The sequence below is a fragment of the Mesonia sp. K4-1 genome (genome assembly GCF_008017825.1).
Taxonomy (GTDB): Bacteria; Bacteroidota; Bacteroidia; order Flavobacteriales; family Flavobacteriaceae; genus Mesonia.
In genome coordinates this window covers 227514-241703 of sequence record NZ_VRLS01000086.1, presented here as the reverse complement: position 1 = coordinate 241703, position 14190 = coordinate 227514, and the positions used below count along the sequence as shown (strand labels likewise).

The following is a 14190-nucleotide window of genomic DNA, read 5'->3' as shown; positions in this document are numbered from 1 at the left end:
TGTGAAAAAAAATAAAGTTTCTATTTTTTGGTTTAGAAGAGATTTAAGACTCGATGATAATTTAGGGTTCCTACAAGCTTTAAAAGGAGAATACCCTGTACTTCCTATATTTATTTTTGACAAAGGCATCCTAAGTGAGTTACCTAATGACGATGCTCGTGTAAGCTATATTTTTGAGCAATTACAAATTATGCGTAAAGAACTACAAGAAAATTATGAGAGTTCAATAGGCATGTTTTACGGTAAACCTTTAAATATTTTTGAGAAATTGTTAGATGATTATGACATTCAAGCAGTTTTTACAAATACAGATTATGAGCCATATGCTAAAGAGAGAGACAGTCAAATACAAAACCTATTAGAAAATAAGGAAATTGAATTCTTCTCCTATAAAGATCAAGTGATTTTTGAAAAAAGCGAAGTGGTAAAATCAGATGACACCCCTTACCTTGTCTACACGCCATATATGAAAAAATGGAAAGAGGTTTTTAAATCACATGACTTAAAGATTTATTATACCAACGATTACCTTTCTAACCTTATAGCAAATACTAGATTACCCAACCTGTCTTTAAGCGATATCGGTTTTAAAAAATCTTCTATTCAATTTCCTGAATATGACATAACCCCAACCACTATTCAAGAATATGAAAACAATAGAGATTTACCCGCAAAAGAAAGTACTAGTAATTTAAGTCCGCATCTTAGATTTGGTACGATCAGCATAAGAAAAGTATTGAAAAAGGCGCTTAATGCGGAAAATGAAACTTTTTGGAATGAACTTATTTGGAGAGAGTTTTTTATGCAAATTCTTTATCATTATCCTGAAACGGTCACCGATGCTTTTAAATCTAAATATGACAATATTAAATGGCGGAACAACCAGAAGGAATTTGAGCTATGGAAAAAAGGTAAAACAGGCTACCCAATGGTTGATGCAGGAATGCGACAGCTCAACAAAACTGGGTTGATGCACAATCGAGTTCGAATGGTAGTTGGTAGCTTTCTCTGTAAGCATCTTTTAATCGATTGGCGATGGGGTGAAGCTTATTTTGCCGAAAAATTGTTAGATTATGAAATGTCTTCTAATGTTGGTAATTGGCAGTGGGTCGCAGGATGTGGTGTCGATGCCTCTCCTTATTTTAGAATTTTTAATCCCCAATCTCAATTAGAAAAATTTGATAAGGATAAAAAATACATCAAACAATGGATCCCAGAATATGATACCAAAGACTATCCAGAAAGGATGGTAGACCACAAAGAAGCCCGTGAACGATGTTTACAAGTATATAAAGAAGCTGTAAAAAAATAAATATTACGCTCCTCTTTTATTTAAAATTTGCTTTGCCTTTTCTAAATCTTCAGGTGTATCGATACCCACTCCCATAGGTTCGCTTTCTACCATTTTAATATTTTTACCGTATTCTAAATATCGAATACACTCTATTTTTTCTGAAGCTTCTAAAGTAAGCATGGGTAATTGATAAAAATCTAAAATTGCTTGCTTTCTAAAAGCGTAAATACCAATGTGCTTATAATAAGTAACCTCCACCTCTTTATCTCGGTGATAAGGAATAGGAGATCTTGAAAAATATAGCGCAAAATTGTTTTGGTTAACAATAACTTTTACATTGTTAGGGTTTTCGATTTCCTCTTTTTCATGTAATGGAGTCATAAGAGATGCCAAATCAATTTGGCGAGCATCACTCCCGTAAAACACTTTCAACACTTTTTCTAAACTACTTTTGGAAGTAAATGGTTCATCGCCTTGAACATTAACAACTATATCAATATCCATATCTTTTACAGCCTCAGCAATTCGATCACTCCCGCACTCGTGTTCAGTTTTACTTAATATTGCTTTTCCGCCTTGAGCGATAATCTCATCATATATAATTTGACTATCAGTTACTACAAAAACATCTTCAAATAATCCTGTTTTTAATGCAGACTCATACGTTCTAGTAATTACTGTTTTACCATTTAAATCTTGCATTAATTTACCAGGAAATCGTGTTGCCGCATACCTAGCGGGAATCATTGCAATTACTTTTAGCTTTGTTTTGTTCACGATATTAAAGTTTGATTCAAAAATAAGTTTTTTTTCTTTCTACTAATGTATTTCATTCTCCTCTTCAAAAAAACTATCTTTAAATCCTATAAGGTATAACTGTTCCTTTGCTCGGGTACAAGCAGTGTACAACCAACGTAAGTAATCTTCAGTAATACCATCTTTAAGATAAGGTTGCTCTACAAAAACGGTATTCCATTGTCCCCCTTGCGATTTATGACACGTCATGGCATAGCTAAATTTTATCTGCAAGGCATTAAAATATTTATTGTTCTTTACTTTTAAAAACTTCTTGTATTTAGAGGTCTCATCGGCATAATCTTTCATCACTTCTTGATACAAGTTATTCGACTCTTCGTAAGGCAAAGAAGGCGTATTAGAGGTTAGCGTATCTAACATAACCACAGTTTCAAAAGGGCTCATTTTGGGATAATCCACCATTTGTACTTTTACTTCGGCAAACCTAAATCCGTAAAGCTCTACGATTTCAAAAATTTCTAAGACTTCAATAATATCACCATTCGCTATAAAGCCTGCTTCACTATTACTTTTAATCCAAAAATAATTGTTCTTTACCACCATTAAATAATCTCCTGCTGCAATTTCGCTTTCGCGGAATAAAATGCGAGAACGTATTTGTTCATTGTAAATATTTGCCCTTTTATTAGACATGACTACAATGGCTGTTTCTTCATGCCCTTGAGAACTGTAAGCATCATTAATAGCATCCATGATTTCGTAACCATCTATGAGACGAACAAAGTCTCCACCCGTATTTTTGAATTTAAAGGTGTCGTAGAAACTGCTTTTAATCGTTTCTCTTAATAAAGTTGCATTGACTAATATTCCACTTTCTAATTGCTGACGCATCACTTCAGTTAACTCTACCTGGTCTACTTCTTTATCATAATTAATAGAAAGTTTTTTAGGGTCTAACGCCGGACTTAAACTATGATGAACTGGTGGTAACTGTGCTGTATCTCCTATAAATATTAATTTACAATTACGACCCGCATACACATACTGAATAAGATCATCGAGCAAAGAACCATCCGTAAAGAGCTTCTTATCTGCTGTAGAATCAGAAATCATAGAAGCTTCATCTACTATAAAAATGGTGTTTTTATGTTTGTTAGGTTGTAAAGTAAATTGAATATTAGCTCCGCCTCCACTTTTTTTAGGGAAATAAATTTTCTTATGAATAGTAAATGCCTGATGACCAGAATAATTGCTCATTACTTTAGCAGCACGTCCTGTAGGAGCAATAAGTACAGGGCTTTTCTTTATTTTCCATAAGTTCTTAACTATAGTACCAATGATAGTAGTCTTTCCCGTACCTGCATACCCTTTTAAGATAAACATATTATCTTTACTATCCTCCGTTAAAAACTGAGACAGTTTTTGAAGAGCAATATCTTGATGTAAGGTAGGCTGAAAAGAAAATTGTTCTTTAAGCAAACGGTATAATTCTTGTGAAGTCATAATGGAAGAATATAAAAAAATCAAATATAAAGACGCATTTTTATCTTTTGAAACTTTTACGAACAAAAAAAAATTGTAGATTTGCGTAGATACTATAAATCATAAATTTTAAACTATGAAACTTGTAATTCAATTACTACTTTGGATTGTTATTGGTGTTTTAGGTTATTTAACTTTTAACGCAGTTTATGAACCAATTGAATTTAATAAAGTTAAAGAAGCTCGTTACCAAAAAGTAATTGATAAACTTAAGGATATTAGAAAAGCACAACTTGCTCACAAGCAAGTAACTGGTGTTTTTGCAGGGGACTTTGATAATCTAATTAAATTTATTGATACAGCTGAATATACAGTAACTCAACGTAGAGATACTACTGTATTAGACGAAGAATATAAAAAGACTTATGGTGTAGATCAATATAAGAGTCAAACTATTGTTGATACTTTAGGATATGTACCTGTAAAAGATTCTATCTTCAAAAACTCTTCTCGTTATAAGGAAATGATGTACGTTCCTACAACCGATAAGAAAGCCAAGTTTGAAATTGAGTCTGGAAAAATCAATAAAAATGATACCGAGATTTCTGTATTTGAAGTAAAAGTTTCTAAAGATGTTATTTTAAGCGATCTAGATAAAGACCTATTAATGCAAGAAAAGCAGGTTATATCTGTAGATGGGGTAAATGGTGAATACATTACCATTGGTTCTATGACCGAAATTAACACCAACGGTAACTGGCCACAAGTTTATGGAGCAAACGACCAATAACAGTCAACCTATAAAAAATAAATTATCCATCCTGATAACTCAGGATGGATTTTCTTTTTGTAAAGGAAATAAAGATACCCATACCGTATTAGAATTTAAACACAAGTCTTTTCTCTCTAAACAAACCCCAGAAAACTTACTTAAAGAAATTAAAACCACCCTAGAGTTTTCATTTCTCAAAGAAAAAGAAACTATAGATGAACTAGAAGTTTTCTACTCTAACACCTTATATACGTTAGTCCCAGATGCTTTTTTTTCCGAAAAGAACTTAACAGATTATCTAAAGTTTAATACAAAAATATTAGCTACAGACTATGTGACTTTTGACAATGTGGAATCTATTTCAGCTAAAAATGTTTATATTCCCTATACTAATATCAATAATTATTTATTTGAAATTTTTGGGGAGTTTTCTTTTAAACACATAAGCTCGACATTAATTGACCTATTTAAAAAAGAGGATCTAGAAAATAAGGTTTTGCTAAACGTATATTCTACTCATTTTCATGCCGTAGTTTTTAAAGAAGGAGAATTACAATTAGCTAATAGTTTTAACTATCAAACTAAAGAAGATTTTATTTATTACCTATTGTTTGTATTAGAGCAATTAGAGTTAGACCCATTAAATATTCTTGTATATTTAAGCGGAAATATAGAAGAGGAAGATCAAAATTTTAAAATACTCTCTACATACATTCAACACATAGAATTTTTTACAGAAGAATATTCTTCAATTTCCTTATCGGAAAATTTAAAAATAGACACTCAAAGACATAACCTTTTAATAAGTCAATTTTAATGCGCATTATCTCTGGAAAATTTAAAAGTAAAAGAATAATAGCTCCCAAAAAGCTACCTATTCGTCCTACTACAGATATCGCAAAAGAAGGTCTTTTCAATATTTTGAATAATCGCATTCATTTTCAAGACATTTCGGTATTAGATTTATTTTCAGGATCAGGAAATATCACATATGAATTTATATCTAGAGGCACTCAAAATATTACTGCTGTAGACCAACACTACGGTTGTGTAAAATTCATTAAAGAAACCTCACTAGAGTTAGAAGGATCTGTAAATACTATTAAAAGTGATGTTTTTAAATATTTAGAAAAAGTAAATACAAAGTTCGATCTAATTTTTGCCGATCCTCCTTATGATTTTTCTGAGGAACTTTTTGAAAACATCGTACAACTAGTTTTTGAAAACGATTTTTTAGAAGAAGATGGAGTTCTAATTATAGAACACTCAAAACACACAGAACATTTAAAGAACCATACCTACTTTACAGAAGAAAGACGTTATGGTGGATCTGTATTTTCTTTTTTTTCTAAATCATAAAGATGCCTCGTACTTCACCCATAATTGTAATTTCTAATGAAATTAGCACTGTAGAAATTTATGAATCTTACGCAATATCTACTATTACAGAAGGACTAGCCCTAGATCATGAACATATAGATTGGTTTAGCGATTTATTTGATAAATATTATCCCAATACAAAATTTGGTTATATAGCAAACCGAGTGAATGCTTATTCTATAAACCCACTTACTTATTATAGAACTGCGCAATATAAAAATCTATCTGCATTTGCTATAGTGTGCAAAAGCCAACGTCAAAAAGATATGGCTTTTTATGAAAAAAGATTTTACAATAAACCTTTTAATGTGTTTATGGAAATTGAAAATGCTATAAATTGGGTGGAAGAAACAATTTAAAAAAAGCAGACCTATAAGCCGGATTCTGTACCTAAAAGGCCCTTATCATTTATCTGGGGTTTTTGTTACCAAAAACCTCTAGCTGCCTACCCTCCAACATCGGGCGAGCACCCTCAAGCACTGGTTTACATGACATTGCACCGCATAGAGTTTACCTGGTTTCACTACAGCATTACCTGTACATTCTTTCTGCTGCACTTGTCCTAATACCATAAAATGGTATTGGCGGCTGTTAGCCGCTATGCTTCTCTGTGGTGTCCGGACTTTCCTCTCTATAAATAGAGCGATAAGGCGGTCTGCTTAGACAGCAAATATAGTTTTTCCCAATTGAAAATTGTGAATAACTCCAATAAAAAAACACTCCACTTATAAGTAAATTTACCCCCCTATTTTTATCTTTGTAAGCGATGGAACATTTTATAGTATCTGCCAGAAAATATAGACCCGAAACTTTTGCCGATGTAGTCGGACAAAAGGCTATCACCAATACGCTAGAAAATGCTATAAAAAATAACCACCTAGCACAAGCACTTTTATTTACAGGTCCTAGAGGAGTTGGAAAGACAACTTGCGCTAGAATATTGGCTAAAAAAATTAACCAACAAGCTACCGAAAATAAGCAGGAAGATTTTGCTTTTAATATTTTTGAATTAGATGCTGCTTCTAATAATTCGGTAGATGATATTCGTAATTTAATAGATCAAGTAAGAATCCCGCCACAGGTAGGGTCTTATAAGGTATATATTATAGATGAGGTACACATGCTTTCTTCATCGGCTTTTAATGCTTTTTTAAAAACATTAGAAGAACCTCCAAAACACGCTATTTTTATCTTAGCAACTACAGAGAAGCACAAAATCATACCTACTATTCTTTCTAGATGTCAAATTTTTGATTTCAAAAGAATTACAGTAAGTGATGCTAAAGAATATTTATCTGGAATTGCTAAAAATGAGGGGGTAGAAGCAGAAGATGATGCATTACATATTATTGCTCAAAAAGCAGATGGTGCTATGCGAGATGCCCTTTCTATTTATGATAGGGTAATTAGTTTTTCTGGGAATAAGCTTACTCGAGAAGCGGTCACAGAGAATCTAAATGTTTTAGATTACGAAGTCTATTTTACTTCTACAAACTATATTTTAGAAAATAAAATTCCCGAACTTCTTATTCAGTTTAATGAGATTTTAGCGAAAGGATTTGACGGAAATCACTTTATTTCCGGCTTAGCTTCACACTTTAGAGACTTATTAGTTTGTAAAGATCAATCTACTATCACCTTGTTAGAAGTTGGAGAAGAAACTAAAGCGAAATATTTTGAGCAATCACAAAAAGCGAGTCAGAGTTTCTTACTGCAAGCTATTGAGCTCGCCAATGAGTGTGATCTTAAATATCGTTCGAGTAAAAATCAACGTTTACTCGTCGAACTTTGCTTAATGCAATTGGCCTCCATCACTTTCGATGGAGAAAAAAAAAAGTCTAAGCACTATATAATTCCTGCTAAGAACTTTGTTTCCATTACTCCGGCCTCTAAAGAAGTCATTGTCACTAATGAGCACCCTGAAAATGCTACCAATAATACAAAGAATACTGAGCCCGCTCTTGTAGAAGAAAAAGCTCCTCCTGTTAACGCTTCCGCGGAAGCGAAAACTCTAAAGAAAAAAACCTCTGGTCTTTCTATAAAAAGTATTCAACGTAAAAAAGAAATAGAAGCCCAAAAGAAAGAAAAAGTCGCCAAAGAGGAGGTGAAATTAGACGAAAACTTTACAGAAACGCAAGCTTTAGCTGCCTGGAATGAATACGTACAAAGACTCCAAAAAAACGGACAGAAAATATTAGCTTCTATATTAGATACAGATACACCTGTAATAAAAAATAAGATTTTCAACATCACGTTGCCAAATTCTACCATGAAAGTTGAATTAGAAAGAGCAAAAGGTCCTGTCATTAAATATTTAAGAAAGCGACTAAACAATTCTTACGTCGATCTTGAAATTAATGTAAATGAAGCCGTTGCAAAGAAATATGCTTTTACAGGAAGAGAAAAATTTGATAAGATGGCCGAAAAGAATCCTATGCTCGAAAAACTACGTAAAACCTTTGATTTAGATATAAAATGATGCTTGGTTTAAAACTTCCTACAGATCCTCGTTGGGTAAATATTGCTGAAAAAAACTTAAAAGAAATTTTAATTGATCACGCCTATTGTGAGCAAAAAGCAGCCTCAACGGCTATTTCTTTAATTGTAAGTTTCCCTGAATTTACAGAGCTTACTCAAGCTATGATAGATTTGGTACAAGAAGAAATGAGTCATTTTAAAATGGTGCATGACGAACTTTTAAAACGTGGGTATGAAATGGGAAGAGATCGTAAGGATGAGTATGTTCTACAATTGCTCAAATTTTTCCCTAAAGGCGGAAGTAGGATTGACCAAATGGTACATCGACTGCTATATGCTGCATTGATCGAAGCCAGAAGTTGCGAAAGATTTAAGCTACTATCGGAAGAATTAAACGATAAGGAATTACGCATTTTTTATAAGAAGCTAATGATTAGTGAAGCTAACCATTACACAATGTTTCTCAATTTTGCACGCCAATATGGAGACCGTGAACAGGTAGATGAAAAATGGCAATCTCTATTAGAGTACGAAGCTAAAATTATGGAGGATTTGAGTAAAAAAGAAAGTATTCACGGTTAATTACTCCTTTGCCTTTTCGTCATTATAAAGTGATTTTATAATTCCATCTGAAAGTCCAATTTTAGGAACATATACTTTCCTTGCTCTACTCCACTTCATCGCAGAAAGGTATATTTTGGTGGCTGGGATAATAACATCTGCCCTATCGGTATTTAGATTTAGCTGAGATATTCTTTCTTCGTAAGTGAGAGAGTTAAGTAATTGATAATAAGAGCTCAGATAAAAATAAGACAAGGGTTTTCCCATTTTTTTTCCACTACTTTTAAAAATATTATTGATATTTCCTCCAGAACCTATAAGTGATATCTTAGTATAATTTTTTGTTTCTTTTTTAATCCAAGCTTCAACTTCTTCCCATATATTAGGTTCAATCATATCGTTAAGAATACGAACAGTTCCTAATTTAAAAGATTTTGACGCTATCGTTTTCCCTTCCGCGTAAAGCGTAAATTCGGTACTACCTCCTCCTACATCTACATAAAGATATGTTTTATCATCCTGAATAAGTGTATGCAAATCTGTCGCCGCAATGATAGCTGCTTCATGCTCACCATCTATAATTTCAATGTCAATATCTGACTCTTCTTTCACCAATTTTGCTAATTCTTGTCCGTTCTTAGCGTCTCGCATGGCTGATGTAGCACAAGCTTTATAACACTCTATTTGATGAGACTTCATAAGCAAATTAAAGGCTTTCATGGTATCTCGCATACGCATCATATTAAATGCAGAGATTTTACCGTTTACAAAAACATCTTCTCCTAACCTTATGGGAACTCGAACGAGTGAGGTTTTTTTGAACGTTGGATCTTTATCTTCTGGTTCTGTAATGGTAGAAATTAACAATCTAACGGCATTAGAGCCTATATCGATTGCTGCATATTTTTTTATTATTAACACGTATATACTGTCTTTTAATTCTTAGCTAAATTCTCTAAATAGTAATCATAAGTAGCAAACTGACTTCTTAACTTGGGTTGGTTATTTTTTATATAAGCATTTTCAGTTTCATTTGAAAAACATCTTGCTTTTACATTATCATTCCAACTAATTTCAAAGGTTTTTACTAATTCTTCTTGAATATCTTCTTGATATATAGGACAAGAAATTTCTACTCGGTGATCTACATTTCTTGTCATCCAATCGGCTGAAGAAATATATATTTTCTGCTCTCCTGCATTTTCAAAAATAAATAGCCTAGGATGCTCTAAATGCTTATCTATAATACTTATAGCTTCAATATTTTCACTCATTCCCTCTACTCCAGGAATTAAACAACAAATACCTCTCACTATCAGTTTAATTTTAACTCCTGCTCTACTTGCTTCATAAAGCTTATCAATAAGCTTGTAATCTGAAAGACTATTAAGCTTTAAACGAATTCCACTAGGTAGATTTTGTTTGGCATTTTTTATTTCGGTATTAATCAAATTCTCAAAAGTAGATCTAGAGTAATGTGGAGAAACAATAAGATGCTTGTACTTATTGATTTTATAATTAATTTCAAAAAAATCAAACACTTTATTCACTTCCTTTAAAATAGAAGAATTTGCAGTAAACAAGGTATAATCTGTATATAGTTTTGCTGTATTCTCGTTAAAGTTCCCCGTACTTATGAAACCGTATTTTTTTAATTTTTTATTTTCTAAACGTTCAATTACACAGGCTTTACAATGAACTTTTAGACCAGGTACACCAAAAATAAGCTTTACACCTTCTTGTTGCATTTGCTCTGCATAGCGAATGTTATTTGCCTCATCAAAACGTGCTCTTAACTCGATCGAAACGGTGACACTTTTTCCATTTTTAACGGCATTGATAAGCGAACTTGCGATATGTGAAATTTCCGCTAGACGGTAAATTGTAATTTTAATAGTTTGCACTTTAGGATCTAAAGCAGCTTCTCTCAAAAATTTTACTGTGTAAGAAAAGGTATGATAGGGTGTATATTGTAAATAATCTTTTTCAGCAATTTTTTGTAACAAACTTCCTTGTAAGCTTAAGCCTTTAACGGGAAGCGGACTGTATTTTTTGTATAACAAATTCTTAGCTCCCAGGCTTGGGAATTTCATATAATCTCTTCGATTATGGTATCGCCCACCAGGAATTAAACTATCTGAATCATCAATCCCCATTTTTGATAGTAAAAAGTGTAAGGTATCTGGCTCAATGTTTTTATCGTATACAAATCTTACAGGCTGACCTTCAATTCTATCTTTTACACTAGACAATAGTTTTTCTATATAACTCTTACTTAAATCTCCCGCCATATCTAATTCGGCATCACGGGTGATCTTAATCATATGAGCCGAAATACTTTTGTAGTCAAAAATATTAAAGATACTCTGTAAATTATACCTAATGAGATCATCTAGAATTATAATGTATTTCTTGTCGTCTTCTGAAGGAATTTCTACAAAACGATCAATTCCCCTAGGTATCTCTATAAGAATGTACTGCTTTTCATCTACCTTTCCGTTATGTTGGGTATTCAAAATCATTTTTACAGCCAAATAGGCTGCGCTGTCTTTTAATCGCGGAATCTCCTCTAGATCATTGAGTAAAATTGTGACTAGAGCCGGGCTTATTTTTTGTAGAAAATAATCTTTTAAGAATTGCGCTTGTTGATCGGTTACCTCGTTTTCACGGATTATAAAGATATTATGATCTGTTAGTTCTCGTTGAATATCATGTAATATTTCTAAACTGCGAGATTGTTGATCTATAACAATCTGTGTTATTTGCTTTAAAAGTTTCCCTGCAGTAATTCCGCCAAGGGCTTTTCTAGCTCCTTTTCCTGCTTGAGTAATACGCTTTACCGTAGCATATCGAACCTTAAAAAACTCATCGAGGTTGTTAGAGAAAATTCCGAGAAATCGTAATCGCTCAATCAACGGAACGCTTTCGTCTGCCGCTTCTTGCAAAACTCTTGCATTAAACTGCAACCAACTAATCTCTCTATTATTGTATGTATTTTTATGCTGCATTACCTAAATGTCTTCGGGAATAATTTTAATAAGGTTTTTCCTGTTTTTATATCTTTCCAAGAAGTGGTATTAAATTGCAAAATCACTAATCCCGTAGTAGGCAAATTATCTAAATATTCATCTCCTAAATCATTAATTAAATTCGTCATAGCGGGATTATGACCAAAAAGCATGAGCGTTTCTATATGATCATCACTGTTTTTAACAAAACTCAATAAATCTTCCTCATCAAATGTATAAAGTTCTTTTTTTACTGAAAATTGATCTTCTGGAATTTGTAAAGCATCTTTAAATAATCGCGCAGTAGTTAAAGCTCTTACCGCGCTACTTGAAAAAACTCTTGGGTGATATTGTTTTTGAAGCTTAAGAGCATTTATAACAAGATTAGCATCCTTAAAAGCTCTCTTTTTAAGCGGACGCTCATGATCTGGTAAATCATTTTTCCAAGATGATTTTCCGTGTCTTACTAAGATAAGTGTTTTCATAAATTATGGTGCTAAACGAACGATATTCCAATCATTAGTTTTTGAATCTAAGGTATATAAAAACCTATCGTGAAGCCTATTAGCTCTTCCTTGCCAAAACTCCATTTCTTGAGGTTTTACAATATAACCGCCCCAATGCTCTGGACGTTTAAGTTCGCTTTCTTCTTTTTGTAGTTCGCTCAATTTTTCTTCTAAAAACTCCCTATTAGGAATTGGCTGACTTTGCGGAGAAACAATTGCTCCCATTTGACTGCCTTTAGGGCGAGAAGCAAAATAATTACTCGACTGTTCTTGTGGGGTTTTTTCTACAATTCCTTTAATAATAACCTGTCTTTCGGCTGCTGGCCAAAAAAAAGATAAACACACTTTCGGGTGTTTTTCTATAGCTAAACCTTTCTCACTTTTATAGTTAGTGTAAAAAACAAAACCATCTTTAGAAAACTTTTTAAGCAATACTATACGCGTTTTAGGAAAACCGTCTTCCCCAACCGTACTTATATTCATAGCATTTACTTCATCTACTAATTGTGCTTTTTCTACTTCTATAAACCAATCTTTAAAAAGTAAAATAGGGTCTCGATGAAGTTGATTAAGTCTGAGTTCTGATTTTTCGTAAGATTTACGATAGTTTTGCAAGTCTTTTTCCATACTGCAATTTACAAGAATCTAGCTTAGGGAAAAAGAGAATTTTAAAAGTTTAGCAATAAATTAATCGAAAGAAATAGTTTTTCCATCTTCTGCTAAAACCACATTCTCAAAACAAGCCTTTGCCTCTTCTTTAAATAAATTAATATTATCGTAACGAGTGGAATAATGACCTAATATGAGTTGTTTTGCTTCTGCTTGACTGGCAATTTGTGCTGCTTGTTTTGCAGTAGAGTGTTTGGTAGATTTACATAAATGTACGTGAGATTCTAAAAAAGTAGATTCGTGGTACAAAGCTGTAACTTTTTTAATTTGCTCTATAATAGAAGGCAAGTAAGATGTATCACTACAAAATGCATAGCTTTTAATAGGTGGCGGAGGTCCTGTAAGTAACTTATTTTCTATAACTGTGCCATCATCTAGCGTTACATCTTTCCCTTTTTTAATACTTCTATAATAAGCTTTGTCTATGTCGTAATTAAGCACCTCATTCATTAGTAATTTACGATCTCCTTCTTTTTCTTTAAACAGAAATCCATTGGTATATACTCGATGATCTAACGGAATGGTTTCTACACTCACTTTATCATCTTCAAAAATTACTTGGGGAGATTTGCTGGTTAGTTCATGAAAATATAAACCGTAACTCGTCCAAGCTTTAGAGAGTTTTAACTGAAGGGTTATTATTTCTTTAATTCCCTTTGGGCCATAAATATGCAAATCAGTTTCTCGGCCTAATAAGCTAAAAGTGGAAATAAGTCCGATAAGACCAAAAAAATGATCCCCATGTAGATGAGAAATAAATACGTGTTTGATTCGTGAAAATTTTATGCGATGTCTTCTCAACTCAACCTGTGTACCTTCTCCGCAATCAATTAAAAATAAGTGATTAGCAATGTTTAGAACCTGAGAGGTTGGATGATTGAACGTACGTGGAGTGGCAGAATAACAGCCGAGAATAGTGACTTCCATCAATGGAAATTTTAGGTTTTAAAACGCTTCTAAGTCACGTTCTATTTCTTCCATCTGAATTATATCTGCTGCCTCTAACAAGGTTGGCACCACAATAAGTTCAGCTGGCACATCGTCTATCATAATCGTATTATTTACCAATACGAAAGAATGTTTGCTAGAACGATGCTTATTAGAAAGTGATAAAAATGAAAGCAATTCAGGTAACTGTAATTCTCCGTATTTTTGGATATCTACAACTACATTTTTATCTTTTATATTCTCATAACCCGTGTTTTCCAAAAATGATGCAAATTGTTTCACATCACCTTTTTCATCTTCCACAATGATATAAAAATCTTTTTCTATTAATTTCAT

At 32.8% G+C, this 14190-nt stretch carries 15 protein-coding genes and 1 other RNA gene; 7 read left to right on the top strand and 9 right to left on the bottom strand.

The window, feature by feature from the left end:
* Nucleotide 1: 1 nt before the first annotated feature.
* Complete coding sequence (locus FT986_RS13345) at nucleotides 2-1312, top strand: deoxyribodipyrimidine photo-lyase (RefSeq protein ID WP_147865481.1); 1311 nt, start codon at nucleotides 2-4, stop codon at nucleotides 1310-1312.
* 3 nt (nucleotides 1313-1315) lie between these two features.
* Here the strand turns inward: FT986_RS13345 and kdsB are convergent, their stop codons facing one another.
* Complete coding sequence (gene kdsB / locus FT986_RS13340; RefSeq protein WP_147865650.1) at nucleotides 1316-2041, bottom strand: 3-deoxy-manno-octulosonate cytidylyltransferase; 726 nt, start codon at nucleotides 2039-2041, stop codon at nucleotides 1316-1318.
* Nucleotides 2042-2113: 72 nt separating this feature from the next.
* Complete coding sequence (locus tag FT986_RS13335) at nucleotides 2114-3553, bottom strand: ATP-dependent RecD-like DNA helicase (protein WP_147865480.1); 1440 nt, start codon at nucleotides 3551-3553, stop codon at nucleotides 2114-2116.
* Between the two features lie 115 nt (nucleotides 3554-3668).
* On the opposite strand from FT986_RS13335, the gene FT986_RS13330 reads away from it, so the two are divergent.
* Genes FT986_RS13330 through FT986_RS13315 form a run of 4 tightly spaced genes read left to right on the top strand, consistent with a single transcriptional unit; the run spans nucleotide 3669 to nucleotide 6043 of the window.
* Nucleotides 3669-4322 (top strand): hypothetical protein, encoded by a 654-nt coding sequence (locus FT986_RS13330; RefSeq protein WP_147865479.1) that lies wholly within the window; start codon nucleotides 3669-3671, stop codon nucleotides 4320-4322.
* A complete protein-coding gene (locus tag FT986_RS13325) occupies nucleotides 4303-5121 on the top strand; it encodes a DUF3822 family protein (RefSeq protein ID WP_147865478.1) in 819 nt (272 codons plus the stop codon). Before FT986_RS13330 ends, FT986_RS13325 begins: the two co-directional genes overlap by 20 nt.
* Nucleotides 5121-5663 (top strand): 16S rRNA (guanine(966)-N(2))-methyltransferase RsmD, encoded by a 543-nt coding sequence (gene rsmD, locus FT986_RS13320; RefSeq protein ID WP_147865477.1) that lies wholly within the window; start codon nucleotides 5121-5123, stop codon nucleotides 5661-5663. Before FT986_RS13325 ends, rsmD begins: the two co-directional genes overlap by 1 nt.
* A 2-nt stretch (nucleotides 5664-5665) precedes the next feature.
* Nucleotides 5666-6043, top strand: coding sequence for a hypothetical protein (locus tag FT986_RS13315; protein WP_147865476.1), 378 nt, complete (start codon nucleotides 5666-5668; stop codon nucleotides 6041-6043).
* On the opposite strand, the gene rnpB is transcribed toward FT986_RS13315, so the two are convergent.
* An RNA gene (rnpB, locus tag FT986_RS13310) (RNase P RNA component class A) lies at nucleotides 6042-6346 on the bottom strand. The genes FT986_RS13315 and rnpB overlap by 2 nt on opposite strands.
* A 104-nt stretch (nucleotides 6347-6450) precedes the next feature.
* On the opposite strand from rnpB, the gene dnaX reads away from it, so the two are divergent.
* Nucleotides 6451-8163 (top strand): DNA polymerase III subunit gamma/tau, encoded by a 1713-nt coding sequence (gene dnaX, locus FT986_RS13305; protein ID WP_147865475.1) that lies wholly within the window; start codon nucleotides 6451-6453, stop codon nucleotides 8161-8163.
* Nucleotides 8163-8744 carry a tRNA-(ms[2]io[6]A)-hydroxylase gene (locus tag FT986_RS13300; protein WP_147865474.1) on the top strand — a complete coding sequence of 194 codons (582 nt, stop codon included), beginning with the start codon at nucleotides 8163-8165 and terminating at the stop codon, nucleotides 8742-8744. Before dnaX ends, FT986_RS13300 begins: the two co-directional genes overlap by 1 nt.
* Here FT986_RS13300 and FT986_RS13295 read toward each other — a convergent pair whose 3' ends face one another.
* Genes FT986_RS13295 through FT986_RS13270 form a run of 6 tightly spaced genes read right to left on the bottom strand, consistent with a single transcriptional unit; the run spans nucleotide 8745 to nucleotide 14190 of the window.
* Nucleotides 8745-9644 carry a Ppx/GppA phosphatase family protein gene (locus tag FT986_RS13295; RefSeq protein WP_147865473.1) on the bottom strand — a complete coding sequence of 300 codons (900 nt, stop codon included), beginning with the start codon at nucleotides 9642-9644 and terminating at the stop codon, nucleotides 8745-8747. It abuts the gene before it with no gap.
* Between the two features lie 14 nt (nucleotides 9645-9658).
* The gene (gene ppk1 / locus FT986_RS13290) at nucleotides 9659-11731 is read right to left on the bottom strand and encodes a polyphosphate kinase 1 (RefSeq protein WP_147865472.1); all 2073 of its coding nucleotides are present in this window, start codon (nucleotides 11729-11731) and stop codon (nucleotides 9659-9661) included.
* A complete protein-coding gene (locus FT986_RS13285; protein WP_147865471.1) occupies nucleotides 11731-12216 on the bottom strand; it encodes a histidine phosphatase family protein in 486 nt (161 codons plus the stop codon). Before FT986_RS13285 ends, ppk1 begins: the two co-directional genes overlap by 1 nt.
* Before the next feature lie 3 nt (nucleotides 12217-12219).
* Complete coding sequence (pdxH, locus tag FT986_RS13280; RefSeq protein WP_147865470.1) at nucleotides 12220-12864, bottom strand: pyridoxamine 5'-phosphate oxidase; 645 nt, start codon at nucleotides 12862-12864, stop codon at nucleotides 12220-12222.
* Nucleotides 12865-12924: 60 nt separating this feature from the next.
* Nucleotides 12925-13833, bottom strand: coding sequence for a ribonuclease Z (locus FT986_RS13275; protein ID WP_147865469.1), 909 nt, complete (start codon nucleotides 13831-13833; stop codon nucleotides 12925-12927).
* A gap of 18 nt (nucleotides 13834-13851) precedes the next feature.
* Complete coding sequence (locus tag FT986_RS13270) at nucleotides 13852-14190, bottom strand: ribonuclease Z (RefSeq protein WP_147865468.1); 339 nt, start codon at nucleotides 14188-14190, stop codon at nucleotides 13852-13854.